Here is a 26007-nt window from a genome sequence, read left to right on the forward strand (position 1 = left end):
TGCCCAGGGGAAGGGAACACTCCTGAGGGCGCCCGGGGGATCACTCCCGGGCGCTCCTCTTCCCGGCCTTCTGGCCGGGTGTCTGGCCGGGTGTCTGGCCGGGTGTCTGGCCGGCCTTCTTGCCCGCCCGTACGGCCATGGCCTCGACGAGCAGCTCCAGCCCGAACTCGAACTCCTCGTCGTGGTCGCACGACAGCAGAAAGGGCGAGAGCGCGCTCACCTCGGGGAAGAGGGCGGGGTCGGCCTCTGCCACCTTGATGTCGGGCCGGACGGGCGCGAACGTCGGGGTGACGCCGACCTCGCGGAGCAACGAGCCGACGATGTACGCGATGAACATGCGGAGCATCCGCACCGCTTCCTGGCCGTCGAAGCCGGCGCCGCGCAGCGTGGACAGGGCCCGCTCGACGGGCAGCAACCCGGCCGTCGACTGGAGCTGGCGGGTGACCACGACCATCGTCGAGCGCGGGTAGTGGTGGGCGATCTGCCGGAAGGCCCTGGCCTGGATCCGCACCCGGTCGGTCCAGTGCGCCGCCGGGTCGTCGGTGAACTCGATCTGCGACAGCACGGTCTCGGCGATGGCGTCGAGCAGCGCGGACTTGTTGGGGACGTGGTTGTAGAGCGACATGACGCCGACGCTCAGCTCATTGGCGATCCGGCGCATGGACACCGCGTCGGCGCCCTCACGCTCGATGAGGTCGATGGCGGCGGCGACGATCCGGTTCCGGCTGAGCATGGGTCGATTCTCCCGCACGTGTTGACGGACGTACAGCGTACGTGTCACGCTCGCGCTATACGTACGGTGTACGTCGAGGAGGTCCCGAGTTGTCCACGCACGAGCTCTACACCATCCCCGCCGAGCTCTCCACGTGGGACGTGGAGATGACCGGAGCCGCCAGGTTCACCTGGGAGTACGACGACGGCAGGGATCGCATGCTCGCCCTCTACCAGAAGGGCAAGGACAAGCAGTGGGACTCGGTCAAGCGCATCGATTGGGACCTCGAGGTCGATCCGTACGACGTGCTGGGCGTCCCGGACCAGACGATCGCGATCTACGGCACGCCGCTGTGGGAGCGCCTGAGCGCCAAGCAGCGCAAAGACGTGCGGCTGCACGGCGCGGCCTGGCAGTTCTCCCAGTTCCTGCACGGCGAGCAGGGCGCGATGATCTGCTCGGCCCGCATCGTCGAGTCGGTCCCCGACCTGGACTCCAAGTTCTACGCCGCCACGCAGACGATGGACGAGGCGCGGCACGCCGAGACCTACGCCCGCTTCCTCCAGGAGAAGATCGGGCTCGCATACCCCATGAACGAGCACCTCAAGGCGCTCCTGGACAGCACGCTGAACGACTCCCGCTGGGACATGCCGTACCTCGGGATGCAGGTGCTGATCGAGGGCCTGGCGCTGGCCGCCTTCGGGGTCATGCGCGACATCACCAGCAAGCCGCTGCCCAAGCAGATCCTGGCGTACGTCATGCAGGACGAGGCCAGGCACGTCGCCTTCGGCCGGATGGCCCTGCGCGACTACTACGGCAGCCTGTCGGAGACCGAGTTGCGCGAGCGGGAGGACTTCGTCATCGAGGGCTGCTACCTCATGCGTGACCGTCTCCGGGGCCGCGAGAGCTGGGAGCACCTCGGCCTGTCCAAGCAGGAGACGGCCGAGGTGATGAAGGCCACCGACCAGTCCGAGTACCTGAAGCTGTTCCGGTCTCTGCTCTTCAGCCGGATCGTCCCCTGCGTCAAGGACATCGGCCTGTGGAGCCCCCGCCTCCAGAAGGCCTACGCCGACATGGGGGTGCTGGACATGGCAGGGCAGAACCTCGACGCGCTGATGAAGCAGGACGAGGACATCGCGGACAAGCTCGACGCCGACCGCTTCGCGCTCGAGGAGGCCGAGCGGCACGCCGAGGTCGCCGAGACGATCCGCTCCGCGGGCGAGTGACCCGCCGCCCGACCCTGCTGCCTGAACCTGCCGCCGAACCCGTCAGGACGCCAGCGTCAGGACCAGCGACAGCGCCCCGGCGACCAGCAGAAGGACGCCGAGCCACGCCACCCGCGCGTCCAGCGTGTCGTCCAGCGGGCGCCCGTCCCGGAGCGCCCGCTCGACCCGCCTGAACCGGATCCCGGTGCGCAGCAGGAGCAGCGCGCCGCTCAGCGCGGCGAACGCGAACAGCACGGTCACCCCCTCGCCGGCGTGGTGACGCAGCCCCACCCCCGCCGCGCCGAGCCCCGCCGCGGCCAGTACGGTGCCCAGGCGCACCCACGCCAGCCGGGTCCGCTCGCTGTGCAGGCCGGGACTCATGGTTCTGTGCTCACGGCTCTGGGCTCACGGCTCTGGGTTCACGGCGACAGGAGGATGAGGACGAGCGCGAGGATCGCCACCATGGCCACGCCGTACCCGAAAAGCGGGGCGAGCGCGGGCGGCGGCAGCGGCTCGTCCAGGCGGAGCGCCCGCTGGATGCGCCGCCAGCGAGGGTAGGCCGTGACGGCGGCGACCGCGGACAGCAGCACGAGGATCAGGGCGAGCGCCGTGCGGACCCAGGGCACGAAGACGCTCTCCGGCACCACGGCCATCGCGATGCCGCCCGCGCTGAGGGCCAGAGACGTGCTGAGCCAGGTGAGGAACGTCCGCTCGTTGGCCAATGTGAACCGCGGGTCAGGCTCGTTCCCTTGCATGAAAACAGGGTAATTTTGCCCCATTTCCCCTAGATTTGCCGGGTTAGCGGCAGGCCGGGGTCAGAGGCACGCCTCGCTGACGCGCTTCAGGTAGGCGGCTCCGTCGGTGGCGACCTTCTGCGCCGCGTCCACCGCCGCGTTGGCGTCGTCGACGTTCAGCTTCTGGAAGCTGTCGGCCAGGCCCTGGAGCGCCTGCTTCAGCGTGGTGTCCCCCGCCTTCTGGGCGAGATCGTCCAGCTTGGCCGCGCCGTCGGAGAGCTCCTTCCGCATCGCCTCGGGGTCGTTGGCGACCGCGCCGATCTTGCTGATCGTCTCGCCGATCAGTTTCGGCGCCTCGACGCACGACTGCGCCTTGTCGGCGGCGGAGCATCCGGAGGCCAGCAGGACGGCGGCCGCCGCGACGGCAGCGAGCGGGAGGAGTCGCATGGCCGAAACCCTACCCAATTCCTGATTTGCCGTGGGCCGTAGCATCTGCCTCATGGGTATCTGTGAACATCTGCTCAGCCCGGTCGAGGCCGAGCCGCGCACGCCGGAGGGCTGCGAGGAGTGCCTCGAACTCGGCACGCGCTGGGTCCACCTGCGCAAGTGTCTCGAATGCGGCCACGTGGGGTGCTGCGACTCCTCACCCGGCCGCCACGCCACCGGCCACTACCAGCACATCGGGCATCCGGCCGTCCGCTCGTTCGAGCCGGGTGAAGAGTGGCGCTGGTGCTACGTGGACCAGACGCTGGGCTAGGAGTGCTTGACACTCCTCAGCACCGCTGGCGCCAGCGGTCGGCCGCTGCGCGGGGTGATATGCGGCGCGGGTGGGGTGCCGGGGCGAGGTTGAATGCTGCGCGAGGGGAGGTGCCGCGCGGGGTGGGTCAGAAGGGAAACTCCGCGCAGACATCCCCCGCGAACCAGTGGGCGCAGTGCTCGCGCATGCGGGGGCCGTACACCGCGTCCCCGGCCAGGGCCGTATAGGACGGGAAGTCGCGGTGGACGAGCCCCGCCGTGTGGGCCAGGTAGACGTCGAAGCCCGGGTACATCAGGCCCACGAACGGCAGGTCGTCCACATCGACGGCGAGCACCGGGTACTCGCCCCGGGAGTCCGGCTCGCCCACCGCCAGGACCCGGCGGGAGTCCGATCCGCCGGGCAGCAGGAAGCACTCGGCGAACCGGTCCGCCAGCGGCGCGAAGAACTCACCCCAATGGCCGCCCATCTCCTCGCCTACGAGCCGGTCCAGCGGCCGGGGTGAGAAACCCCCGCCGGGGGCGAACCACCCGAAGCGCTCCAGCAGGCTCGTGTCGAACCCCAGCCACGCCCGCAGGCTGGGCGGCAACGGGCGGCCTGAGGGGAAGACCGCCTCCGCCAGCGCGTCCGCCGGCATCGGCCCGGAGGTCCCCGCCACCCACGGGACGTGCTGGTAGCTGAGCATCGACCGACCCGGCTCCCGCCGTACCGTCTCGACCACCCGCTCCGCGAGCGCCGCTCCGTGCTCCGCGCTCCCCGCCTCTTCAGTCATGCCTCCAGAAGCTAACAGCCGCCACGGACATTCCGCCGCGATCACCACACTCCTCCGACCCGTCGACCCTCAGCTCCGCTGCGCGGCTCAGGGGGACAGTGTGGGGACCGTGCGTCCGTTCCGGATCAGGGGGAGACCACCGCGCAGACGCTCGCGCAGCGGTTCGGCGCGAACCCCGATCTCGGTGAAGTCGTCCGGCTCGGGAGCGCCGTTCGTGAGGACTTCCGGCACCAGGAGATCGGCGAGTGGGGTGCTGGGGGCGGGGTCCTCCAGCCGGCCGATGTCCAGGCCGGAGAAGTCCAGATAGCGGGGGGCGAGCGCCCTGCCGCGGAGGGTGCCGGTGATCAGGTCGGGGTAGAACTCGTTCCAGAAGATCGTCACCGCCGCGCGCAGATCACCGTGGATCATCACGAGTTTGTCGGTCCAGTTGCCCACGAAGGTCTCGACCTCGACGTCGCCTCGCACCAGGAGCTTGGCATCCCCCTCCAGGATGATGTTGGCGGCGCGCAGATCTCCCAGGACCACCAGCGCGGCGGCTCCGTCGTCGTCGTTGACGATGTTGCCTTCGACGCTCAGATCACCGTCCACGATGTAGCCCGTCGCCCCCTCCGGCGTGTCGTAGCGCCACGGAGAGCGGTTCTCGTGCTCGTTGAGGGAGAGCTCCCCGGTGATCGAGGCGCTGCCGGAGTGCAGGATGTACTGCTCCTCGTACAGGTTCCCGTAGGTCTCTCTGGGAAGGCCCCGCCGCTCGAACAACTCCACTGCCGCGGCCCAGGATAGATAGCTGCTTCGCATGGTGGTGACCCTAGTGACTCCCACCGACGACATGTGTGCGCCGGTTAGAAGGGCGCCTCATTGGAGTTGCCGGGCTGGGGCTCCTGGCGCTGCGCCATGGCGGCGGCGAGCTTGACCCGACCCCCGCCCTTGCCGCGTGATCATGCACATGCTCCCGCACACACCGTCCTCCCTGGCGCTTTGTGCGGCGTGATCATGCACGTGTTCCCGCACGCACCGTCTTACCTGGCGCTTTGCGCAGCGTGATCACGCATGACGAGGGCGCGCCCGACGGACGGACACCGCATGATCACAAACAGTGCCGACACTGATCAGACCGCGTACGGCGGAATCCATGCATGATCACGCCCCGGGGAACCCCACGTCCCCGAGCTTCCCGGGAAACCCTGCATGATCACGGCGTGGCTGGCCGGCTCCCTAGCCGCGCTCCAGGGTGGCCTCCTCGAAGTCGAGCTCCTGCATCACCCGGTGGAGGACCTCGTCGTCGATCCGCCGCTCGTCGCGGAGCCGTACGAACACGTCACGCTCGGCCGCAAGCATCTCCCTGCGGAGGCGGCGGTAGATGGTCCCGGGGGTCTCCTCCCCGTCCGGGCCGGTGCCGCCGCCGAGCCGCTCCCAGGCGTGCAGCGCCCTCCGCTCGGATCGGTCGCGCAGCCGCTGGACGACCTCCTCGTGCACGTCGAGGACGCCGTCGGCGACCAGCTCGTCGAGCCGTGCCACCGCGGCCGCGGCCGCCGCCTGCTGGGCGGCGGCCTCGGCGAGATCGTCGGCGTACTCCTCCTTCTCGGTGGAGACGCCCAGCTTCCTGATCAGCCACGGGAACGACAGGCCCTGGACGACCAGGGTCCCGATCACGACGGCGAAGGTGAGAAAAAGCAGGAGGTTGCGCTCGGGGAAGTCCTCCGGGAGTCCGAAGGCGGCGGCCAGCGAGACGACGCCGCGCATCCCCGCCCAGCTCACCAGCATGGAGCTCCGCCACGGCGGCTTCTTCGGCTCGCGCTCGCGGATCCTCTTGGAGAGCATCCGCGGGACGTAGCTGGCGAGCGGCACCCAGAAGGCCCGGACCCCCACGGCGACCAGGAAGAGGGCGACCGCGTAGACGGCGACCCGTCCGGGGTCCTCGCCGTGCAGGCCCACGATGATCGGGCGCACCTGCAGGCCGATGAGGGCGAACACGATCGACTCGAGCACGAGGTCGACGACCTGCCAGACGGCGCTCGACAGCAGCCGCGTGCCGTACGACGTGCGGCTGAGCTGGTGGCCCAGGTAGATCCCGACGATCACGACGGAGATCACGCCGGAGGCGTGGACCGCCTCGGCCGCGATGTAGGCGGCGTACGGCACGAGCAGCGAGACCCCGTTGGCGATCAGCGGGTCGGTGAGCCGCCGCAGCAGCAGCCCCGTGACGTACGCCAGGGCGAGGCCGATGACGATGCCGCCGCCGGCGGCGAAGAGGAACTGCGTCCCGGCGTCGACCAGGCTGACCGCGGTGCCGAGGACCGCGCCGACCGCGACCCGGTAGGCGGTGAGCGCGGTGGCGTCGTTGAACAGCCCCTCCCCGATCAGGATGGTGATCGCGCGCCTCGGCAGGCCCAGCTTGCGGCCGACGGCGACGGCGGACACGGCGTCGGTGGGGGCCACGATCGCGCCGAGCGCGAACGCCGCGGCGAGCGGGAGGTGCGGGATCAGGGCGTGCGCGACGAAGCCGATCACGATCGTGTTGACCAGGACGAGCCCGACGGCCAGCAGGCCCACCGGCCGTTTGGCGTCACGTAACCGCAGGTAGGAACTGTCGAGCGCGGCCGAGTAGAGCATCGGCGGCAGGAAGATCGACAAGACGACCTGCGGGTCCAGCTCGTAGCTGGGCATGCCGGGCACGTAGGAGGCCACCAGCCCGGCGAGGACCAGCAGCAGGGGCGCCGACCACCCTCGCCATCTCGCGAAGGCGGCCACCGCGAGCGCGCCCGCCGGGAGGAAAAGAAACTGCAATGCCGTCGAGGTGTCCATCAATCGACGAGCGTACTTATGGCTGGGACCGCTGATGACCGGCCACGTGCATCCCTATGGCTACCAGCCGCGCTGGTCCTCCCGGTGTTCCGACCGGCGTCCGGTGCGGTGATCTGCGGGCTGGTCCGAGTGATGATCTGAGTGCTGATCCGGCCGCAGCCGCTCCCCCGTCGTGTAGATCGGCTCCGGAACGTACGGCCGGACCTGACCGAGGCCGAGAGGGTCGTTCGGGTCGACGTCGACCACGCCGGGCTGCGGCGGATACGCCGGCTCCTGCTGATACGCCCCAGGGTCGTTCGAGTAGGCGGCGTCGTGCTCGTAGGCGGGGTCGTTCGAGTAGGCCGGCTCCTGCTGATAGGCCGGTTCCTGAGGGTAGCCCGGCTCCTGAGGGTAGGCCCGCGCCCGCTCCTGCGCGTACGCCGGCTCCTGCCCGTACGCCGGTTGCTGCTGGTAGGCCGGTTGCTGCTGGTAGGCCGGCTCGCGCTGGTACGACGGCTCCTGCTGGTACCCGAGGTCCTGCGCCGGGTCCTGCTGATACTGAAGGTCCTGCTGATACTGCGGTTCCCGCAGATACTGCGGGTCCTGCAGATACTGCGGGTCCTGCAGATACTGCGGGTCCTGCAGATACTGCGGGTCCTGCTGATACGCCGGGTCCCCGGTGTATGCGGGCTGCTGGGGGTAGGCCGGTTCCTGCGCGTACGCCGGCTCTTCCGGGTCGAACTGGTAGGCGGGCCGTCCGGGGATCGGCGAGGGGAACTGGTACACCGGCTCGGCGGGCGGCGGCTCGTGGTTGGCGGCGACCAGCCGGTCCCGGGAGGGAGCGCCCCGGGCGACCAGCACGTCGTTGGGCCCCAGCGCCGCCGGGGCGGGCCTGGCATACTGGCCCGTGCCGGGGTAGTCCGGGTATTCCGGATAGTCCGGGTAGTCGGACTGGTCGGGATAGTCCTGGTAGTCGGGCGCCTGATCCCGGACGCCGGGCTCGCCGGTGTCCGGCATCGGGAACGGTCCCGTTCCCGCGTCGTCCTCGGCGTACTGGCCGCCCGCCTCGGCGAAGCCCTCGTCGAGGGTGTCGATGAGGCGCTCCACGTCGCCCATCGGCATCCGGAAACTGGCCGTGCACATCTCGCCCCGCCACAGGCTCAGCACCAGAGTGCCCTCGTGCCAGGTGACCCGGAGAACCCGGTCCTGCCCTCGGGCGTCGAAGAACACCTCACCGAACGATGGCAATGGGACAACTTCCGACATGGCAGACATAGTGCCTTTACCTGCCCTTATCCGTCCACTCGACCTCGGGAACCCTACCGAAACGTTCGTTTCGTCCTTCTTGACCTCACTCGGTAGATCACCGTTGACCTTGAGCGCGTGAGCCCTAGTCTGCCATGCGGGATCGAATCCGGCTCCTGGAACGCCAGGATGTGTCAATCCGGTCACGCACCGAATGTCGGCGGCAGCGGGTAGCGTTCTCCCGTGCCCAAGGACCGTCCCGACCTTCCGCCCGTCGAAGAACTGCTCACCACCGTGGTGGCGGAGCTGGGGGGCAGTGAGCGCCCGGGCCAGGTCAAGATGGCCCAGGCGGTGCAGCAGGCCGTGGAGAGCGACGAGCATCTCGCGGTCCAGGCCGGCACCGGCACGGGCAAGTCGCTCGCCTATCTGGTGCCCGCGGTCAGGCACGCCGCCGAGACCGGCAACGCCATCGTGGTCTCCACCGCGACGATCGCGCTCCAGCGCCAGCTCGTGGACCGCGACCTGCCCCGGCTCGCCGACGCGCTGGAAGGCGCGCTGCCAAGCCGGCCGGCGTTCGCGATCCTCAAGGGCCGCCGCAACTACCTGTGCCGCTACAAGATGGGCGCCGGGATGCCCGACGACGAGGACGACCAGCTCTTCGACCCCCGCGAGGTGAGCGCCACCGGCCGGATGGTCCAGCGGATCCAGGAGTGGGCCAACGAGACCGAGACGGGCGACCGCGACGAGCTGGTCCCCGGCGTCAACGAGCAGGCGTGGCGGCAGTTCTCCGTGACCGCCAGGGAGTGTCTCGGCGCGCAGCGGTGCCCGAGCGGCGCCGAGTGCTTCGCCGAGCTGGCCCGGGAGCGCGCGGGAGAGGCCGACGTCGTGGTCACCAACCACGCTCTGCTGGCCATCGACGCCATGGAGGACTTCGCGGTCCTCCCGGAGCACGACGTCGTCATCGTGGACGAGGCGCACGAACTGGTCGACAGGGTGACCTCGGTGGTCACCGGCGAGCTGTCGGAGAGCACCGTGGGCATCGCCGTCCGCCGCGCCGGGAGGCTGATCGAGCAGGGGGTGGCCGACCGGCTGCAGGAGGCCGGCGAGGACCTGAAGGCCCTGCTCGCCGCGGCCCCGGCCGGCCGGATCGACGACCTGCCCCAGTCGCTGGGGCTCACTCTCGCGCTGGTGCGGGACGCCGCCTTCGCGTGCGTCACCGCGCTCGGCCCCCGCAACAAGGACAAGGAAGATCCCGAGAACGCCGGCCTGCGGAAGGCCGCGTTCACGATGCTCGACGAGGTGCACGACACGGCCCAGCGCATGCTCGACGCGTTCGGCGCCGCGTCCGAAGCCGACCGGGCGGAGGTCGTGTGGCTGGAGGAGGGGCGCGGGCGCATCCCGCCGACCCTCCGGGTCGCGCCGCTGTCGGTGGGCGGCATGCTCCGCGACAAGCTCTTCGGGGACCGCACGGTCGTCCTGACCAGCGCCACGCTGGCGCTCGGCGGCTCGTTCGACGGCCTGGCCCGGCAGTGGGGGCTCGGCCGCGAGGAATGGACAGGTCTCGACGTCGGCTCGCCGTTCGACCACCCGCGCAGCGGGATCCTCTACGTGGCCAAGCATCTGCCGCAGCCGGGCCGCGACGGCCTCCCCGAGGCGTATCTGACCGAGATCATCGAGCTGATCGAGGCGGCGGGCGGGCGCACGCTGGGCCTGTTCTCCTCGATGCGGGCCGCCAAGGCCGCCACCGAGGCGCTGCGGGAGCGGCTGGACGTGCCCCTGCTCTGCCAGGGCGACGACTCCACCTCACAGCTCGTGAAGCAGTTCGCCGCCGACCCGGCCACGTGCCTGTTCGGCACGCTGTCGCTCTGGCAGGGCGTCGACGTTCCCGGGCCGTCGCTGACGCTCGTGATCATCGATCGGATCCCGTTCCCGCGTCCCGACGACCCACTGGCCTCGGCGCGGCAGCGGCATGTCGCGGCCACCGGCGGCAACGGCTTCATGACCGTCGCCGCCACCCACGCCGCGCTGCTCCTGGCCCAGGGCGCAGGCCGCCTGCTGCGGTCGATGAACGACCGGGGCGTGGTGGCCGTCCTCGACCCCCGGCTCGCGACGGCTCGCTACGGCGGGTTCCTGGTGAGCTCCCTCCCGCCGTTCTGGCGCACCACCGACCCCGCCAAGGTCCGCGACGCCCTGCGACGTCTCACAGCTGACGCGTAAGGGCGCCTCACGGCAGGCGGGTGAGGTCCGGGCGCTTGGGATCGAGGCCGTCGCCGGAGGACCGGCCCCGGATGCGGCGGCCGATCCACGGGCCGAGGTGCTCGCGCAGCCATTGCGCGTCCTCGCGGCGCTTGATCCTCGGGTCCACCCGCTCACGGGGCGGCCACGCCATCCGCCAGTCGTCGTCGGACGGCACGGCCAGCACGTCGAGCATCCTCGCCGCGACGAGGCGGTGGCCGTCCGCGTTGAGGTGCAGCCGGTCCTCGCTCCACGCCCGCCAGTCCCGCAGGCTCTGCATCGACCAGATGTCCACGAGGTGGCAACCGTACAGGTCGGAGATCGAGCGGACGTGCATGAAGAAGATGGCGAACTTGCCCCGCACCCTGCGCATGATCGGGGTGTCGCGCGGGTCCATGCCGGTGAACAGCACGACGTCCGCTCCGGTGCTCCGCAACTGCCGTACGGCTCCCGCCAGCTTCTTGGCCATCCGGTCGGGGTCGCTGCCCGGCCGCAGCAGGTCGTTGCCTCCCGCGCAGAAACTGATCAGGTCGGGCTTCAGCTCGACCGCGCGGGGCACCTGCTCCTCGGCGATCTGGTCGATCAGCTTGCCGCGCACCGCCAGATTCGCGTACCGGAACTCCGGCTCCAACTGGGCCAGCCGCTCCGCGACCCGGTCGGCCCATCCCCGGTACCGCGGGACCTCTCCAACCGCCGGGCCGTTCACGACCGGATCATTGAGACCTTCGGTGAAACTGTCCCCAACCGCGACGTACGACGTGTATCCCATGAGCCCTGCCTTGCTCCGCTTTTACTGATTACTGACCAGTATCCGCGATGGCCCGCAGTGCCAGCTCGTAGGACCGCATGCCGAACCCGGCTATGGTGCCCGTCGCGACGGCCGCCACGACCGAGGTGTGGCGGAACTCCTCCCGGGCGTTCGGGTTGGAGATGTGCACCTCGATCAGGGGCGCCGTCCGCTGCGCGATGGCGTCGCGCAGCGCGTAGGAGTAGTGCGTGAACGCGGCCGGGTTGAGCACGACGGGCGTCCGGGCGTCGGCCGCCTCGTGGATCCAGCCGACCAGCTCGGCCTCGTCGTCGGTCTGCCTGACCTCAACGGACAGGCCCAGCTCCCGGCCGGTCTCGCGGCACAGCGCCGCCAGGTCCTCGAACGTCTGCGCGCCGTAGACGTCGGGCTCCCGGACGCCGAGCCGCCCGAGGTTGGGCCCGTTGAGGACGAGAACGGGCCTCATCGGCCGACCTCCTGGTAGGCGGCCTCGAGCAGCTCCTCGGCGGGGTTCTCGAGGCGGGACACTTTGGCGATGTCGTCCAGCACCACGAAGCGCAGCGTGGCGCCCCGGCTCTTCTTGTCGACCCGCATGTGGTCACGGAGCGCGGGCCACGCCTCCCGGCGGTACGCCGTGGGCAGGCCGACCGACGTCAGGATGGAGCGCGTCCGGTCGACGATGTCCCGGCCGATCCGGCCGTCGAGGCGGGACAGCTCGGCGGCGTAGACCAGGCCGATCGCCACGGCCTCGCCGTGCCTGATGCGGTAGTCCTCCACCCGCTCGATCGCGTGGGCCAGCGTGTGGCCGTAGTTGAGGATCTCCCGCAGGCCGCTCTCGCGCAGGTCGGCCCCCACGACGTCGGCCTTGACGCGGATCTTCCGCTCGATCAGCTCGCGGGTGTGCTCACCCTCCGGCGTGCAGGCTGCGGCCGGGTCGTCCTCGATCAGCATGAGGATCGTCGGGTCGGCGATGAAACCGCCCTTGATGATCTCCGCGAGCCCGGCGACGTAGTCCTCGCGGGGCACGCTCACCAGCGTGGCGAGGTCGCACAGGACGCCCTTCGGCGGGTGGAACGAGCCGACGAGGTTCTTGCCCTCGGGGGTGTTGATGCCGGTCTTGCCGCCGACGGCCGCGTCGACCATGGCCAGCAGCGTCGTCGGGACCTGCACCACCTGGACGCCGCGCAGCCAGGTCGCGGCCACGAACCCGGCCAGGTCAGTGGTGGCTCCCCCGCCGACGCCGACGACCGCGTCCGACCTGGTCACGCCGTACCGCCCGAGCGCCGACCACAACTCGGCCGCGACGTGGACCGTCTTGGCCTCCTCGCCGTCGGGCACGGGCAGGGAGATCACCTCGTAGCCCGCCGTCTCCAGCACCCCGCACACCGGCCGGGCGATCTCGGGCAGGCTCGCCGGGTGGATCACGGCCACGGTCCGCACCCCGGCGCTCAGCAGGCCCGGCAGCTCGCCCAGCACGCCGGTGCCGACCACGACGTCATAGGGGCTGTCGCCCCGCACGGTGATGCGCGTCGCCGTCATAGCTCCACCGCGATCTGGTCCACGATGTCGGCGGGCTCCCGGTCGTCGGTGCTGACCGTGATCACGGCCAGCCGCTCGTACACCGGGCGGCGCTCCTCCATCAGCTTCCTGAGCTGGCTGCGCGGGTTGAGCACGAGCAGCGGCCTCGCGGAGGCGAGCCCGACCCGCCTGACCGCCTGGTCGAGCCCGACCTGCAGGTAGACGACCCGGTGGCCGGCGAGCAGCTCCTGAGTGGGCTCGTACAGGATCGCGCCGCCGCCCAGCGACAGCACGCCGCCGTGGCTCTCCAGCGCGGCCCGTACGGCTTCCGCCTCCAGCTCGCGGAACCTGGCCTCCCCGTCCTCGACGAACACGTCGCTCACGGGCTTTCCGGCGACGGCCTCGACGTCGGCGTCGGTGTCGCGGAAGGACACGCCGAGCCGCTCGGCGAGCAGATGGCCGATCGTCGACTTGCCGGAGCCCGGCGGGCCGATGAGGACCGCGGCGGGCCGTTCAGACCCCTGAGATGCCGAGTTCACGATCACTTGATCACCAGGGAGGAGAGGTAACCGGACAGGTTGCGCGCGACCTCCTCGACGGAGTCACCGCCGAACTTCTCGATCACCGCGTCGGCCAGCACCAGCGCGACCATCGCCTCGGCGACGATCGCGGCGGCCGGCACCGCGCAGACGTCCGAACGCTCGTGGTGGGCCTTGGCGGCCTCCCCCGTCAGGACGTCGACGGTGGCGAGCGCGCGGGGCACGGTGGAGATCGGCTTCATCGCCGCGCTGACCCGCAGCGGCTCGCCGTTGGTCATGCCTCCCTCGACGCCGCCGGCCCGGTTGGTGATCCTGCGGACGCCCTCGGGCGTGTTCTCGATCTCGTCGTGAGCCCGGGAGCCGGGGCGGCGGGCCGTCTCGAACCCGTCGCCGACCGCCACGCCCTTGATGGCCTGGATGCCCATCAGCGCGCCGGCGAGGCGGGAATCCAGCCGCCGGTCCCAATGGGTGTAGCTGCCGAGGCCGGGCGGCAGGCCGTACGCGACGACCTCGACGACCCCGCCGAGCGTGTCGCCGTCCTTGTGGGCCTTGTCGATCTCGGCGACCATGGCCGCGCTCGCCGCCGGGTCCACGCAGCGCACCGGGTCGGCGTCCACCGCCGCCATGCCGCCGGGGCCGGGGAGCACGTCACTCGGGGCCGTGGCCTCGCCGATGGAGACGACATGGCTCACGATGTCGACGCCGAGGGCCTGCTTGAGGAAGCTCCGGGCGACCTGGCCGAGCGCCACGCGGGCGGCGGTCTCCCGGGCGCTGGCCCGGTCGAGCACCGGCCGCGCGTCGTCGAAGCCGTACTTCTGCATGCCGGCCAGATCCGCGTGGCCGGGCCGGGGCCGCGACCTGGGGGCGTTGCGGGCCTGCCCCTCCAGGATGGCGGGGTCCACCGGGTCGGCGGCCATCACCGTCTCCCACTTGGGCCATTCGGTGTTGCCGATGCGGATGGCGACGGGCGAGCCGAGGGTGCGGCCGTGCCGTACGCCACCGGAGATCGTCACCACGTCCTGCTCGAACTTCATCCGCGCGCCGCGGCCGTAACCGAGGCGACGGCGGCGCAGGGCCTCGTCGAGCTGGGCGGTGGTCACCTCCACGCCCGCGGGCAGGCCTTCCAGGATCGCGAGGAGCTCGGGGCCATGGGACTCCCCGGCGGTCAACCAACGCAACATGGTGACAAGTCTTCCATGTGTCAGGCGTGCACGAGCACCGCCACGAGGGCCGCCACGAGCATGAACGGCCCGAACGGGAACTCGCTCTTCCGGGTCGCCCGCTTGGTGATCAAGAGGCCGACGGCGTACAGAGCGCCGAGGAAGTGGCCGCCGAGCCCGGCGACCAGCGCGGCCTCGACTCCCAGCGCGCCCGTGAGCAGGCCGATGAGCCCGGCGAGCTTGACGTCGCCGAAGCCGAGCGCCGCCGGACGCCCGAACCACAGCAGCGCGTACACGCCCCCGATGGCGCACCCGGCCGTCACCGCGCCCAGGAGATGCCCCGAGGGCGCGAGGAGGGCCAGGACGATCGGGTACGACGGCACGACGATCGCGTCGGGGAGCCGCCAGGTCCGCCAGTCGATCACCGCGAGCGTCACGCCCGCGACCGCCGCGTAGAGCCAGGCCGCCAGCAGCCAGCCGTTGTGCGGCCCGTCGCTCTGAGACCAGTGGCTGTGCAGCCCCCAGGTCACGAGCCCGGCGGCGATGGCGGTGGCGGCTTCTATCAGGTACGGCGGGCGGGGCACGGGCACGATCCGGATCGCGTGCGCGTACGCCTCTCTGGCCTCCTTACGGGTGTCTTCCGGGTCGATTCCGAAACCACCCGCGAGCTCACGGACGTACGATCCCGCGATCAAACCGAGGATCACGGCTAGGAGGAGGGCCACGCGCAGACCCTAGCGGCGGTGGCGCCCTCACCTGACCATCGCGGTGGTGTTAGCGAACCGTCGCCGCAGGGGTCAGCGACGCCGCCTGTCCCACCAGCGCCGGGGGCGCTCCCGCAGGCGCGCCACCGTCAGGTCCGGTACGGCTTCCGCCAGCCGGTCGAGGGCCGAGGCGTCGCGCTTGGCCTCCTCGACCGTCGCGAGGGCCTGCAGCATGCCCCCCTCGATCACGAACGGGATCGGCCCGGCCACGTCGATCACCACGGCCGCGGCCCGCTCGTGCTTGGCCGCCTGGCAGACCTGGGGGCCCGTGGCCTGGACGGGCCGGGCGTCGGGGCGCCACATCCGCATCGGCTCCACGCCGGTGAAGGCGAGAACGGCCTCCCGCCCGTCCTTGCCGACGAGCTTGGGGAGCGCCATCTCGCTCTCCTTCTCCTGCTTGAGCCCGTGCTCGCCCACCTCGGACTCGGTGAGGAGCGCGACCACGGGCACCAGGAGCCTGGCCTGGCCGAGGGCCGTCAGCACGTCGGCGGCGGTGGCCGTACCGGCGTGGAAGGCCGACAGGGCCGACCCCACGGCGGTGTCGACGCCGCCGTCGTCATCAGGGCGCAGAGGCTGTGGAATCGCGGGCACGTTCCACGAGCCTACCCGGTGCCCCACCCCAATCCCGCGTGATCATGCACGGGGGGAGAGGTCGGCGATAGCGATGACGGGGCCGCCGCCGGAGGGGCCCTGGTGAACGGCCGCCACCGACACGAACACCGCCGGGTCGCCGGTCACGCCGGCCGCGACGCCGCCCACGGTGGCCTTGATCTGCCGGTGCCAGTGGACGTCGGAGTCGTCGAGCATGATGTTGCGGCGCCCGCGGACCCGCCCCGAGGGGTCGGCCTCGCACTTCATGAACACGTTGACCAGCCGGTCGCCGAGGTCGCTCGGATGGGGGCGCTCGGGCAGCTCGATGCCCGCGTCGCGGATCGCCTCCCAGATGCCGTCGGCGTCCAGGGCGTCCTTCATGATCGAGTGGCCGGCCCGGTAGCGGCCGCCGATCCCCCGGACGTTGCCGACCACCACGATCTGGGCCCGGTCGAGCTCGACGCCACTCGAACACGAGGCCACCGACGAGTAGAGCGACAGGTCCTTGTGGATCTGCTCGGCCGACGGCATCTCGATCTCCCCGAGCGCCACGGCGACTCCCAGGGCGGTCGTGGAGTTGGAGATGTCCATCGACTTGAGCGTGTCCTCGGTGACGACGGTCTGGCCGCGCTCCTTGGCGTCGGTGATCGTGGACAGCGTGAGCAGCGGCGTCTTGGTCTGCACGTAGTGGACGTCGGCCGGGTCGTCGATGCCGGCGATCTTCATGGCCTCCAGCACCCCGGCGGCGACCTTCTCCACCATCGCCGGTCGCCCGATGTCCTCGGGGAGGATCACCTCGCTCATCGCCACGCCGACGCTCACCCGCGGCTCGTCGGTCTGTACGGCCTTCGCCGGGTCGAGGGTGGCGAAGATCGTGGCGTGCGGGCTCAGCACGCCGTCGGTGCCGCCGGACCAGACGAGGGGCACCTGCTTGACCTCCTCCTCCGTCCGGGTGCCCTTGGCCACAAGGACCTCGCGGAACGCCCGGTCGGCGAGGATCCGCGTGTAGTCGTTCACGCCGCCGTTGCCCTCGGTCTTGCCGATCACCGCGAGCACGCGGTCGGCCTCGATCACTCCGTCGTCGATCAGCCGCGCGAGCCCGGACGCGTCCGTGACGCTCTCGATGGCGACCTTCCGCACCTCGATCGGATACGGCATCTATCTCTCCACCCCTCTGGACACCCTTGTACCGATATTTCCTGATAGCGCCTCGCCGATGTGCTCCAGCGAGGTGATCACGGCTCTGTTTCCGCCGTCTTCGGCGAAGCGCAGCGCCGCCTCGACCTTGGGGCCCATGCTGCCGCTCGCGAAGTGGCCCGCCGCCTGCAGCACCCGCAGCTCGGCCACGGTGATCTCCTCGATCGGCCGGGCGGCGGCCGTGCCGTACCCGACGAGCGCGTGCGGCACGTCGGTCGCGATCACCAGCTCGGTCGCCTGTACGGCTCTCGCGAGCGCGGCTGCCGCCAGGTCCTTGTCGATGACGGCCTCGACCCCGCTCAGCGTGCCGTCCTCCGCCCGGACGACGGGCACTCCCCCGCCTCCGGCGGCGACCACGGTGTACCCGGCCTCCATGAGGGCGATCGCGGCGGGCGCGTCGAGAATCTCGACCGGCCACGGGGAGGCGACCACCCGGCGCCAGCCGCGCTCGAACCGACGCCAGGTCTGGCCGTGGCGCTCGAACCGGCGGGCCTCGTCCTCCCCGAAGTACTGCCCGATGGGCTTCACCGGCTCGCGGAACGCGGGATCGTCCGGATCGACGAGCGTCCGCGTCACGACGGTGGCGACCCGCACGGGCTCGGGCGCCAGCGCCCGCTCCAGGGCGTTCATGATGAGGGTGCCGAGCGTGCCCTGCGTCTGGGCGACGCACCAGTCCAGCGGGACGGGCGCCAGCACATGGGCGGCCAGCTGGTTCTTCAGAAGAATGTTCCCGACCTGCGGGCCGTTGCCGTGGGTGAGCATCACCTCGTGCCCGGCCCTGATGAGGCTCGCGACATGGGTCATGGCCCGCCCGATGGCACGCCGCTGGTCGGCCGGCGACGCGCTCCCGTCCGGAGCCGTCATGGCGTTGCCGCCCAATGCGATCAGTACGCGTCCGCCCACATCGCGAAACTATCCACAGGGTCCCGGCCCTTCATTGGCGAATGTCGCCTATCAGCCACCCATACTTCGGCAAGCCTTCCCCTCGGTTCGGCGGATGTGTCCATACCGGGCCGATTGGCGGCAGAATCGGGGACGTGCCCCCCGAGAAGCTGGAACCCAACGAAGTCGGCGCGGCCTTCGCAGCCCACCGCGAACTCGGCCCCCAGTACGAGCTTGAGCTCGCCGAGTCCCTCGTCGACCGGGTCAACGCCGTGATCGACTCGCGGCTGGCCGTACAGAGGAACAGGCGTCCGCCGCTCGACTGGGCGCAGATGGCCCTCGGGCTCGGCTCGCTGGCGCTGTCCGTCCCCCTGTCGGCTGTCACAATCACCCAGGGCGGCGGCACTGTCGGCCTCATCCTCGTCTTCGGCGTCGTCGCGTTCGTCAACCTGGCCTACGTGCTGAGCCGCGCCCTCCACCACCGCCGCGACTGACGCCACCAGAACCAGGCTGATCAGCCTGATAGGAGGCTCAGGCGCGCACGAATGTCGCCAGGACCTCTGCGATCTCACCCACGTCGTCGAGCTTGCCCGACGCGACGGCGATCACCAGGTCATAGGCCGAGTCATCGTCCGTGTCCATCTCCACGCCGTTGTAAGCGAGGAACACCACGGTGGACACCCAGGCCACCCGCTTGTTGCCGTCGAGGAATGGGTGGTTGACCGCCAGCGAGTGCAGCAGCGCAGCGCCCTTAGTGATGAGATCCGGGTACGCCTCATGGCCGAACATCCGCGCCTGGGGACGATGCACGGCCGAGTCGAGCAGTCCCAAATCACGTAGCTGCGGGGTTCCCTCGATGGCCAGCTCGGCCAGATCAAGAACCTGCTCGACCGTCAGGTAGCGGATCACTGGGCGAGACGGTCGAGAACGGGCTTCCACCGGCGAACCGCGTCCACTCCCAGCCGGTGGACCTCCTTGTCGGCACTGTGCCGGGCAAGGTACTCCTCCACGGCAGCGAGGACGACCTGCTGCATGCTACGGCCTTCCTCCTCGGCGCGCCGGCGAAGGGCCTCAGTCTGCTCGTCACTCAAGCGAAGCGTCATGGCCATACCTCCATACTACGCGACTAGTATCAGAGTGATACCAGTGACGAGAAGTACAAGGTCAGTCACCGTAAGTCGTCAGGTGATTTTTCCGCCGAGGCCGGACAGGCGGTGGAGTCGGGTGACGGCGTCGTCGATGACGTCGTCCTTCTTGCAGAATGCGAACCGGACGAAATGGCTGCCACGGGCGGGATGGTCGTAGAAGACCTGCGTCGGGATGGCGACGACGCCCGCGAGCTCGGGCAGCCGGAGGCACAGGTCGAGGCCGTCCGAGAAGCCCAGTGGCCGGATGTCGGTCTGGACGAAGTAGGTGCCCGCAGGACGGAGGACGTCGAAACCGGCCGCCTCGAGACCGGCCATGAGCCGGTCGCGCTTGGCCTCCAGTGCCGCCCGCTGCGCGGCCACCCAGCCCATCTCCTCGCGCAGGCCGTACGCCACGGCGAGCTGCCAGGGGGCGCCGGAGGTGAACGTGAGGAACTGCTTGACCGTCTGCACGGCCCGCACCAGCGACGGCGGCGCGCAGATCCAGCCGGTCTTCCAGCCGGTCACGCTGAGCGTCTTGCCCGCCGAGGAGATCATCACGGTGCGCTCGCGCATGCCGGGCAGCGTGGCGAGCGGGATGTGCTCCACGTCGTCGAAGGTCAGATGCTCGTAGACCTCGTCGGTGATCGCGATGAGGTCGCGCTCCCGGCAGAGCGCGGCGATGGCCTCCAGCTCCGCGCGGGTGAAGACGGTCCCCGTGGGGTTGTGCGGGGAGTTCACCAGGATCGCCCTGCTCCGGGGGCCGACCGCGGCGGCCAGCTCGGCCGGGTCGAACGTGAACCGGCCGTCGTCGACGCGCAGGGTGACCGGCTTCCGCACGGCTCCGGCCAGCGCGATGGCGGCCGAGTAGGAGTCGTAGTAAGGCTCGAAGACGATCACCTCGTCGCCCGGCTCGCAGAGGGCGAGGACGGTCGCCGTGATGGCCTCGGTGGCACCGACCGTGACGAGCACCTCGCCGTCGGCGTCGTAGGCCAGGCCGTACCACTCCTTGCGGTGCTCGGACACCGCCTGGCGGAGCTCGGGGACGCCCGGTCCCGGCGGGTACTGGTTCGCCCCGCTCCGGATGGCCTCGACGGCGCGCTCCAGCATCCGCTCCGGCCCGTCGGTGTCCGGGAAGCCCTGGCCGAGGTTGATCGAACCGGTCTCCACGGCGAGCTTCGTCATCGTCGCGAAGACGGTCGTGCCGAACTCGCGCATCCGTTCCACCAGCGGCTCACTCACAGCGGCCACCATATCCGGCCCGTATGACAGGGCCCGCGCGTGGAGGTTTGGTGATCGGCACGGGCCCTGATGGAATAGCCGTCATGGACGGCTCTCCCGCGGTCGGCCGCATCCGGGCGCTCGACGCCCTGCGCGGGCTGGCCATCTGCGGGATCATGCTGGTCAACACCTGGCAGCACACGCTCGCGCAGCGGAAGTCCACCCAGATCGACTGGGTGATGACGAACCTCTTCCAGAGCCGCTTCTATCCGATCTTCTCGTTCCTCTTCGGCATGGGCTTCGCGCTGTTCCTCAGATCGGCGTTCCTCAAATCGGCGTTCCTCAAATCGGCGTTCCTCAAATCGGCGGCCGCGCGGTCGGCGCGGGCCCGGACGGCGCGTCCGCGGCTGGTGCTGCTCAGGCGGCTCGCCGTGCTCGCGCTGCTCGGCGTCGCCCACTGGTCGTTCTATCCCGGCGACGTGCTCCTGCCGTACGCCCTGCTGGGCGCGACCGTCCTCCTCCCGGCGAGCTTCCTTCCCGCGCCGCTGGTGCTGCTCCTCGGGACGGGGACCACGGTCGCCGCCCTGCTCACCGGCAAGCCGTACGTGCTGATCGCCGCGCTGTTCCTGCTCGGCCTGGCCACGGTCCGGTACGGCAGGGCGGACCGACTCGCCGGACCGGTCACGTTCGGGGTGAGCGCGGCGCTGACGATCGTGCTGACGTGGTGGTGGAATCACTCTCCGCCGAGCGGCGGGGTCTACCAGGCGGCCGCCCTCTGCGGCGCCGCCGCGTACGGCACCGGCTTCCTGTTGTTCACCCGGAAGACCGCGATCTTCGAGGCGCTCGGCCGGATGGCGTTGACCAACTACCTGACCAGCACGGCGGTCATCCTGGCGGCGACGCCACTGCTCGCCGCCGACGACACGGGAGCCGCCATCGTGGGCCTCAGCGCCGTCGCGCTCGCGGCCCAGGCGGCGTTCAGCCGGTGGTGGCTGGCCCGCTACCGCTACGGGCCCCTTGAATGGGTCTGGCGGAGCCTCACCTGGTGGGAACCGGTCCGCAACCGGCAGACTGGGACCCGTGACACGCGTAGCCCTCTGCCAGATCCCCGTCGCCCACGATCCGAAGACGAACCTTGAGAGCGTTCGTGACGCCCTCGCGCGTGCGGAGGGCGCGCGGCTCGCCGTGTTCCCGGAGGCCACGCTCACCCGCTTCGGCAGAGGTGTCATCGAGACGGCCGAACCCCTCGACGGGCCGTTCGTGACGGGGCTGGCGCAGGCGGCGCGGGAGCACGGCACCGCGGTGATCGCGGGCGTCTTCGAGCCCGCCGAGGGCGGCCGGGTCCACAACACGGCCGTCGCCATCGACGAGGCGGGCGAGCTGGTCGCGGCCTATCGGAAGATCCACCTGTTCGACTCGTTCGGCGCCCGCGAGTCCGAGCTCGTCGCCCCCGGCGACGCTCCGGCGGTCGTACGGCTCGCCGGGCTCCGGGTCGGGCTGATCACCTGCTACGACGTCCGCTTCCCCGAGTTGGCGCGCGCGCTGGTGGACGAGGGGGCCGACGTGTTCGCCGTCATCGCGGCCTGGGGCTCCGGCCCGATGAAGGAGGAGCACTGGGCGACGCTGGTCAAGGCCAGGGCGATCGAGAACACGACCTGGACGATCGCGGTCGGCCAGGCGCCCAACCCGGCCGTCCAGGACGGTTTCGGCGTGGGCCGCAGCATGCTCATCGACCCCATGGGCGTCGTCCGGCACGATCTCGGCCCCGGGCCTGCCGTACAGGTCGGAGAGATCGACTCCAGCCTCACGGAAATCGTGCGGACGACCCTTCCGTCACTGGAACATCGACGGCTTGGAGTCACCAGATCGTAAACTTGGCCCCATGAGTGAGCCGGGACGCAGGACGCAGATGCAGAAGGTGATCCCGCCGAGGCTGCTCGTGCCCTACCTCGCAGGCAAGCGGACGATCATCTCGGGGTACGTCTACCGCGTGCAGGACTGTGGCCGTCTCACCACCCCCGGGTCGCTCGTCGAGGCGCTCGACCTGGGGTTCGAAGGATCGGAGCTGACAGCCAAAGTGCCCGAGCTGTACATCATGCGGTGGTTCGCGCGGGACATCGACACCTATGTCGTCCCGTACGGCCCGCACATGGGCGGGGATTGGAGCGATTCACCGCCGTTCACCGGGAACGGGTTCACCGCGTCCCGTGAGCACGTCGTGCCCCAGTTCCACACGATGCCCATGCCGATCCCGGCGGGCGCGGAGATCGTCCATCTCACGAAGGCCGGAGAGCGGCCCTTCGCCGGGTACGACGGCCTGACCTGGCGGCCGGCATCATGACCGGCATCGAGCCGGTGGGGCTGGGGTTCATCGCCCGCTACCGCGACCAGACCTACGCCGCGGCCATCGGGCCCGACAGCGACGACGTCATCCTCTTCAGCGAGTCCCCGGACGAGGGCTTCACGAAGGCGGGAGGCTACTGGCGGCTCCGCGTGAGCCGTTACGACCTCGAGTGGCTGACGCTGCTGCGCACCGTGGGCGCCTTCGGCGGCGAGCCGTGCCTCGTGCTGGACGAAGACAACGGCGGGGACAACGGCGGGGAAGGCTCGGACGGCGGGAAGGACGACGAGGGGGGCGGGCTGCACATCGCCTACACCGGCCACAGCGGCATGAAGGCGGAGGCCCTCGGCTACTGGCTCGTCGACCACGGCGCCTACGAGGTCGTGGTGCCCCGCGACGAGGTCCATTCCATCCGGGTCGAGCGTGTGCCGGTCCCGACCACCCGCGATCAGGAGCCCAGCGACCTGTAACGCGCGAAGCGGGCGGCGAGCCGTTCGCCTGAGGCCCGGCCGAGCAGGCCCATGATCTCGTATTCGAGCGTCTCGGCCACACGCCGGCAGAACGCGGCCGGTTCGTAGGCCGCGTCGGGACGCTCCGGGACGATGCGGTCCACGATGCCGTCCCGCTTCAGATCGGCCGCCCGTACGCCCTGGGACCGGGCGATCTCCGGGGCGAAGTCGACCGTACGGTAAACGATCGCCGAGGCGCCCTCCGGCGGGAGCGGCGACAGCCAGCCGTGCTGCGCGCAGACGACCCGGTCCGCGGGCAGCAGGGCGAGAGCCCCGCCGCCGGCCCCCTCACCGAGCAGCAGGCACACGGTCGGCGCGTCGAGCATGACCAGGTCGGCCAGCGAACGGGCGATCTCGGCGGCCAGGCCGCCCTCCTCGGCCGCCTTCGACAGGGCCGCCCCGGCCGTGTCGATGACGGTCACCAGGGGAAGGCCCAGCTCGGACGCGAGCCGCATGCCGCGCCGCGCCACCCGGAGCCCGGCCGGGCCGAGCGCCCCATCGGCCCGCTGCCGCCGCCGGTCCTGGCCCAGAACGACGGCGGGAGCCGTACCGAACCGGGCGAGGGCGAGCAGCAGACCGGGGTCGCTCTCGCCCGTGCCGGTGCCGTTCAGCGGGGTGACGTCGGAGGCGCCGAACTTGAGCAGGCTCCGCACGCCGGGGCGGTCGTCCCGGCGGGAGCGCGTGATGGCCTCCCACGCTTCGACGGTCGCGTCGGCCTCCTCCGGCTCGGGACCGCGATCCGGATTCCCCCCGGACTCCGCAAGCTCGCGGGCCAGGCTTCTCGGAGCACAGAGGACGGCGAGCGCCCGGATGGCGATCTCTCTGGCGTCCTCGGCGGAGACGACGGCGTCGACCAGGCCGTGGGCGAAGAGGTTCTCCGAGACCTGCACGCTTTTGGGGAAGGGGTAGCCGTGCAGCGCCTCGAAGACCCTCGGCCCGAGGAAGCCGATCAGCGCGTCCGGCTCCGCCGCCGTCACGTGGCCGAGCGAGCCCCACGACGCGAACACTCCGCCCGTGGTCGGGTGGCGCAGATAGACGACGTACGGCAGGCCCGCGGCGCGATGGGCCGCCACCGCGGCGGTGATCTTGACCATCTGGGTGAAGGCCAGCGCGCCTTCCTGCATGCGGGTGCCGCCGCTGGCCGGGGCGGCGAGCAGGGGCAGCCCCTCGGCGGTGGCCCGCTCGACCGCTCGCGTCAGGCGCTCGGCGGCCGCCACCCCGATCGACCCCGCGAGGAACGAGAACTCGCAGGCGACGACCGCGACCCGGCGTCCGGCGAGCGTCCCCTCCCCCGTGATCACCGACTCGTCGTAACCGGTCTTGGCCCGGGCGGCGGCCAGCTCTTCGGCGTACTCGGATCCCGGGGAGGCCCGGTCGACCGGCGGCTCGTCCCAGGGCTTCCAGGAATGGGCGTCGAGCACCCGCCCGATGAGGGCCCGCGCGTCCGGGCGCGGGGTCATCGTTCGCGCTCGCTCAGCCAGTCGAGGACGGCGTCGTTGTCCTGTCCCAGCGCGGGCGGCGCGGTGTGATTCGCGGGGACATCGCCGTCAAAGCGCAGGGGCGGGCCGGGCAGTTCGATGGGGCCGAGGGCAGGGTGATCCACGGTCACCACAAGTCCCTGGGAACGCACCTGGTCCCAGGCGTAGACCTCGTCGATCGACCGGATGGCCCCGGCGGGCACGCCGAGACCGCCGAGCGCGGCCAGCCAGTGCGCCCGGTCGTGTCGGGCCAGAGCCTTCTCCATGTCGGAGATCAACTCCTCCCGATGGGCGAATCTCTCCCCATTTGTCGCATATTTCGGGATATCTGGGTCGATGTCCAAGAGGTGGGCGACCTTGCGCCACTGACCCTCGTTGGCCACGGCGATCTGGATCATTCCGTCGGCGCAGCGGAAGGCCCCATAGGGCGCGATGGAGGCGTGGTGGTTGCCGGCCGCCCTCGGCACCTTGCCGCCGACCGTCCAGGCCGTGCCGTGGTAGGAGTGCACGCCCACGGCCGAGGCGAGCAGCGACGTCCTGACGACCTTTCCGCGGCCGGTCCTCTCCCGTTCGTAGAGCGCCGCCACGACGCCGTACGCCCCGTGGATGCCCGCGAGCAGGTCGGCGATCGAGGCCCCCACGCGGTACGGCTCGTCTGGCGACGGCCCGGTGAGCGACATCAGGCCGGCCTCGCCCTGGGCGATCTGGTCGTAACCCGGCCTGCCGCCCTCGGGCCCGTCGTGGCCGAACCCCGTGATCGACAGGACGACCAGGCGAGGATTCAGCTCGTGCAGCCGCTCGGTGGACAAGCCCAGCCGGTCGAGAACACCCGTGCGGAAGTTCTCGATCAGCACGTCGCTCTGCCGTACGAGCCGCTCGATGAGGTCCCGGCCCTCGTCCGACTTCATGTCGACGGTGATGGACCGCTTGTTGCGGTTCGCCGCCAGAAAGTAGGTGGAAATATCGTGATCAGGGCCGACGAACGGCGGGCCCCACCCTCGTGACTCGTCCCCCGATGGGTGCTCCACCTTGATGACATGGGCGCCGAGGTCGGCCAGCATCTGCGCCCCATGCGGCCCGGCGAGCGCCCGGGACAGGTCGAGAACGACGATGTCACTGAGAGGTCCCTGCAAGGTCGGCCTCCACCGGCGATAGGTCGGGTCTTCACCGGCAAGCCTGCCAGGTGGCCCTCCCGCTTTCCACCGGGGAGGCGCCTCCCTAGTAGTGGGTCCTGTGGCCGCTAGTGTGGGGTCCCGTGGCGGCGCCACCGGTCCAGAAACTGCCGCACCCTCTGCTGATTCCTCGGGTCGCGGGCCATCGTTCTGGCCCTGCCGACGGCCCGCTTTCCCTGCGGGCTCCGGAAGAACTCCTTGATTCGCTCAACCATGGAAGCCATCTGTCCACTCACCGCCCGTTTTGGTTTCCTTTGTCCCTACGACGCCTACCCCGAGGCATTACAGCCAATCGTGATGGTGGAGGCGG

Annotated in this window: 31 protein-coding genes; 8 read left to right on the plus strand and 23 right to left on the minus strand. The window is 70.7% G+C overall.

Annotated elements, in window-relative coordinates; translation table 11 throughout:
• Positions 1 to 40: 40 nt before the first annotated feature.
• Positions 41 to 733: a TetR/AcrR family transcriptional regulator gene (locus ABH927_RS09420; RefSeq protein WP_370019937.1), complete on the minus strand. Its 693-nt coding sequence runs from the start codon at positions 731 to 733 to the stop codon at positions 41 to 43.
• Between the two features lie 89 nt (positions 734 to 822).
• Here ABH927_RS09420 and ABH927_RS09425 point away from each other — a divergent pair, with 89 nt between their 5' ends.
• Positions 823 to 1935, plus strand: coding sequence for a ferritin-like domain-containing protein (locus ABH927_RS09425; protein ID WP_370019939.1), 1113 nt, complete (start codon positions 823 to 825; stop codon positions 1933 to 1935).
• A gap of 42 nt (positions 1936 to 1977) precedes the next feature.
• Here ABH927_RS09425 and ABH927_RS09430 read toward each other — a convergent pair whose 3' ends face one another.
• Genes ABH927_RS09430 through ABH927_RS09440 form a run of 3 tightly spaced genes read right to left on the minus strand, consistent with a single transcriptional unit; the run spans position 1978 to position 3095 of the window.
• Positions 1978 to 2295, minus strand: a complete 318-nt coding sequence (locus ABH927_RS09430; protein WP_370019940.1) for a DUF202 domain-containing protein — start codon at positions 2293 to 2295, stop codon at positions 1978 to 1980.
• Between the two features lie 38 nt (positions 2296 to 2333).
• Positions 2334 to 2669: a YidH family protein gene (locus ABH927_RS09435; protein WP_370019942.1), complete on the minus strand. Its 336-nt coding sequence runs from the start codon at positions 2667 to 2669 to the stop codon at positions 2334 to 2336.
• Positions 2670 to 2729: 60 nt separating this feature from the next.
• Positions 2730 to 3095 carry a hypothetical protein gene (locus ABH927_RS09440; protein ID WP_370019944.1) on the minus strand — a complete coding sequence of 122 codons (366 nt, stop codon included), beginning with the start codon at positions 3093 to 3095 and terminating at the stop codon, positions 2730 to 2732.
• 52 nt (positions 3096 to 3147) lie between these two features.
• Between ABH927_RS09440 and ABH927_RS09445 the strand changes: the two genes are divergently transcribed.
• Positions 3148 to 3405 carry a UBP-type zinc finger domain-containing protein gene (locus ABH927_RS09445; protein ID WP_370019946.1) on the plus strand — a complete coding sequence of 86 codons (258 nt, stop codon included), beginning with the start codon at positions 3148 to 3150 and terminating at the stop codon, positions 3403 to 3405.
• Between the two features lie 127 nt (positions 3406 to 3532).
• On the opposite strand, the gene ABH927_RS09450 is transcribed toward ABH927_RS09445, so the two are convergent.
• The 4 genes from ABH927_RS09450 to ABH927_RS09465 all read right to left on the minus strand — a co-directional run bounded on the left by ABH927_RS09450 (position 3533) and on the right by ABH927_RS09465 (position 8221).
• Entirely contained in the window at positions 3533 to 4174 is a 642-nt protein-coding gene (locus ABH927_RS09450; RefSeq protein WP_370019948.1) for a hypothetical protein, read from the minus strand.
• An 87-nt stretch (positions 4175 to 4261) separates the two neighbouring features.
• Positions 4262 to 4969: a hypothetical protein gene (locus ABH927_RS09455; RefSeq protein ID WP_370019950.1), complete on the minus strand. Its 708-nt coding sequence runs from the start codon at positions 4967 to 4969 to the stop codon at positions 4262 to 4264.
• 417 nt (positions 4970 to 5386) lie between these two features.
• Positions 5387 to 6976 (minus strand): Na+/H+ antiporter, encoded by a 1590-nt coding sequence (locus tag ABH927_RS09460; RefSeq protein WP_370020227.1) that lies wholly within the window; start codon positions 6974 to 6976, stop codon positions 5387 to 5389.
• A 60-nt stretch (positions 6977 to 7036) separates the two neighbouring features.
• Complete coding sequence (locus ABH927_RS09465) at positions 7037 to 8221, minus strand: hypothetical protein (RefSeq protein WP_370019952.1); 1185 nt, start codon at positions 8219 to 8221, stop codon at positions 7037 to 7039.
• A 222-nt stretch (positions 8222 to 8443) separates the two neighbouring features.
• Here ABH927_RS09465 and ABH927_RS09470 point away from each other — a divergent pair, with 222 nt between their 5' ends.
• Complete coding sequence (locus ABH927_RS09470; RefSeq protein ID WP_370019953.1) at positions 8444 to 10417, plus strand: ATP-dependent DNA helicase; 1974 nt, start codon at positions 8444 to 8446, stop codon at positions 10415 to 10417.
• A gap of 7 nt (positions 10418 to 10424) precedes the next feature.
• Here the strand turns inward: ABH927_RS09470 and ABH927_RS09475 are convergent, their stop codons facing one another.
• From ABH927_RS09475 to ABH927_RS09515, 9 genes are all read right to left on the minus strand, one after another.
• A complete protein-coding gene (locus tag ABH927_RS09475) occupies positions 10425 to 11204 on the minus strand; it encodes an SGNH/GDSL hydrolase family protein (RefSeq protein ID WP_370019955.1) in 780 nt (259 codons plus the stop codon).
• A 28-nt stretch (positions 11205 to 11232) separates the two neighbouring features.
• Positions 11233 to 11667 (minus strand): type II 3-dehydroquinate dehydratase, encoded by a 435-nt coding sequence (gene aroQ / locus ABH927_RS09480; protein WP_370019956.1) that lies wholly within the window; start codon positions 11665 to 11667, stop codon positions 11233 to 11235.
• Positions 11664 to 12740, minus strand: coding sequence for a 3-dehydroquinate synthase (aroB, locus tag ABH927_RS09485; protein ID WP_370019957.1), 1077 nt, complete (start codon positions 12738 to 12740; stop codon positions 11664 to 11666). The genes aroQ and aroB overlap by 4 nt, the downstream gene beginning before the upstream one ends.
• Positions 12737 to 13258: a shikimate kinase gene (locus ABH927_RS09490; protein WP_370019958.1), complete on the minus strand. Its 522-nt coding sequence runs from the start codon at positions 13256 to 13258 to the stop codon at positions 12737 to 12739. The genes aroB and ABH927_RS09490 overlap by 4 nt, the downstream gene beginning before the upstream one ends.
• 2 nt (positions 13259 to 13260) lie before the next feature.
• Positions 13261 to 14439 carry a chorismate synthase gene (gene aroC, locus ABH927_RS09495; protein WP_370019960.1) on the minus strand — a complete coding sequence of 393 codons (1179 nt, stop codon included), beginning with the start codon at positions 14437 to 14439 and terminating at the stop codon, positions 13261 to 13263.
• A 20-nt stretch (positions 14440 to 14459) separates the two neighbouring features.
• Positions 14460 to 15143, minus strand: coding sequence for an A24 family peptidase (locus ABH927_RS09500; RefSeq protein ID WP_370019961.1), 684 nt, complete (start codon positions 15141 to 15143; stop codon positions 14460 to 14462).
• A gap of 72 nt (positions 15144 to 15215) precedes the next feature.
• Positions 15216 to 15773 carry an SseB family protein gene (locus tag ABH927_RS09505; RefSeq protein ID WP_370019962.1) on the minus strand — a complete coding sequence of 186 codons (558 nt, stop codon included), beginning with the start codon at positions 15771 to 15773 and terminating at the stop codon, positions 15216 to 15218.
• A gap of 42 nt (positions 15774 to 15815) precedes the next feature.
• Complete coding sequence (locus ABH927_RS09510; protein ID WP_370019964.1) at positions 15816 to 16931, minus strand: ring-opening amidohydrolase; 1116 nt, start codon at positions 16929 to 16931, stop codon at positions 15816 to 15818.
• Entirely contained in the window at positions 16932 to 17873 is a 942-nt protein-coding gene (locus ABH927_RS09515) for a carbamate kinase (protein ID WP_370019966.1), read from the minus strand. It lies immediately after the preceding gene.
• Between the two features lie 134 nt (positions 17874 to 18007).
• On the opposite strand from ABH927_RS09515, the gene ABH927_RS09520 reads away from it, so the two are divergent.
• Positions 18008 to 18346 carry a hypothetical protein gene (locus ABH927_RS09520; protein ID WP_370019968.1) on the plus strand — a complete coding sequence of 113 codons (339 nt, stop codon included), beginning with the start codon at positions 18008 to 18010 and terminating at the stop codon, positions 18344 to 18346.
• 37 nt (positions 18347 to 18383) lie between these two features.
• Here the strand turns inward: ABH927_RS09520 and ABH927_RS09525 are convergent, their stop codons facing one another.
• From ABH927_RS09525 to ABH927_RS09540, 4 genes are all read right to left on the minus strand, one after another.
• Positions 18384 to 18761, minus strand: a complete 378-nt coding sequence (locus tag ABH927_RS09525; RefSeq protein ID WP_370019970.1) for a type II toxin-antitoxin system death-on-curing family toxin — start codon at positions 18759 to 18761, stop codon at positions 18384 to 18386.
• A complete protein-coding gene (locus ABH927_RS09530) occupies positions 18758 to 18955 on the minus strand; it encodes a FitA-like ribbon-helix-helix domain-containing protein (RefSeq protein ID WP_370019972.1) in 198 nt (65 codons plus the stop codon). The genes ABH927_RS09525 and ABH927_RS09530 overlap by 4 nt, the downstream gene beginning before the upstream one ends.
• A 78-nt stretch (positions 18956 to 19033) precedes the next feature.
• A complete protein-coding gene (locus ABH927_RS09535) occupies positions 19034 to 20218 on the minus strand; it encodes a pyridoxal phosphate-dependent aminotransferase (RefSeq protein WP_370019974.1) in 1185 nt (394 codons plus the stop codon).
• A gap of 244 nt (positions 20219 to 20462) precedes the next feature.
• Entirely contained in the window at positions 20463 to 20558 is a 96-nt protein-coding gene (locus tag ABH927_RS09540; RefSeq protein ID WP_370019976.1) for a pentapeptide repeat-containing protein, read from the minus strand.
• A gap of 331 nt (positions 20559 to 20889) precedes the next feature.
• Between ABH927_RS09540 and ABH927_RS09545 the strand changes: the two genes are divergently transcribed.
• The 4 genes from ABH927_RS09545 to ABH927_RS09560 are packed head-to-tail and all read left to right on the plus strand — an operon-like array spanning position 20890 to position 23008.
• Positions 20890 to 21336 carry a DUF418 domain-containing protein gene (locus ABH927_RS09545; RefSeq protein WP_370020229.1) on the plus strand — a complete coding sequence of 149 codons (447 nt, stop codon included), beginning with the start codon at positions 20890 to 20892 and terminating at the stop codon, positions 21334 to 21336.
• Positions 21278 to 22069 (plus strand): carbon-nitrogen hydrolase family protein, encoded by a 792-nt coding sequence (locus ABH927_RS09550; RefSeq protein ID WP_370019977.1) that lies wholly within the window; start codon positions 21278 to 21280, stop codon positions 22067 to 22069. The genes ABH927_RS09545 and ABH927_RS09550 overlap by 59 nt, the downstream gene beginning before the upstream one ends.
• A gap of 10 nt (positions 22070 to 22079) precedes the next feature.
• Positions 22080 to 22538: a hypothetical protein gene (locus tag ABH927_RS09555; RefSeq protein WP_261582035.1), complete on the plus strand. Its 459-nt coding sequence runs from the start codon at positions 22080 to 22082 to the stop codon at positions 22536 to 22538.
• Positions 22535 to 23008 carry a hypothetical protein gene (locus tag ABH927_RS09560; RefSeq protein ID WP_370019978.1) on the plus strand — a complete coding sequence of 158 codons (474 nt, stop codon included), beginning with the start codon at positions 22535 to 22537 and terminating at the stop codon, positions 23006 to 23008. The genes ABH927_RS09555 and ABH927_RS09560 overlap by 4 nt, the downstream gene beginning before the upstream one ends.
• Here the strand turns inward: ABH927_RS09560 and ABH927_RS09565 are convergent.
• Both ABH927_RS09565 and ABH927_RS09570 read right to left on the minus strand, forming a co-directional pair.
• Positions 22987 to 24507: a carboxyl transferase domain-containing protein gene (locus ABH927_RS09565; RefSeq protein ID WP_370019979.1), complete on the minus strand. Its 1521-nt coding sequence runs from the start codon at positions 24505 to 24507 to the stop codon at positions 22987 to 22989. The genes ABH927_RS09560 and ABH927_RS09565 overlap by 22 nt on opposite strands.
• The gene (locus ABH927_RS09570) at positions 24504 to 25658 is read right to left on the minus strand and encodes a CaiB/BaiF CoA transferase family protein (RefSeq protein WP_370019981.1); all 1155 of its coding nucleotides are present in this window, start codon (positions 25656 to 25658) and stop codon (positions 24504 to 24506) included. Before ABH927_RS09570 ends, ABH927_RS09565 begins: the two co-directional genes overlap by 4 nt.
• Positions 25659 to 26007: the final 349 nt, after the last annotated feature.

It is taken from the genome of Planotetraspora sp. GP83, from assembly GCF_041262585.1.
In the GTDB taxonomy this organism is placed as follows: Bacteria; Actinomycetota; Actinomycetes; order Streptosporangiales; family Streptosporangiaceae; genus JAOEGB01.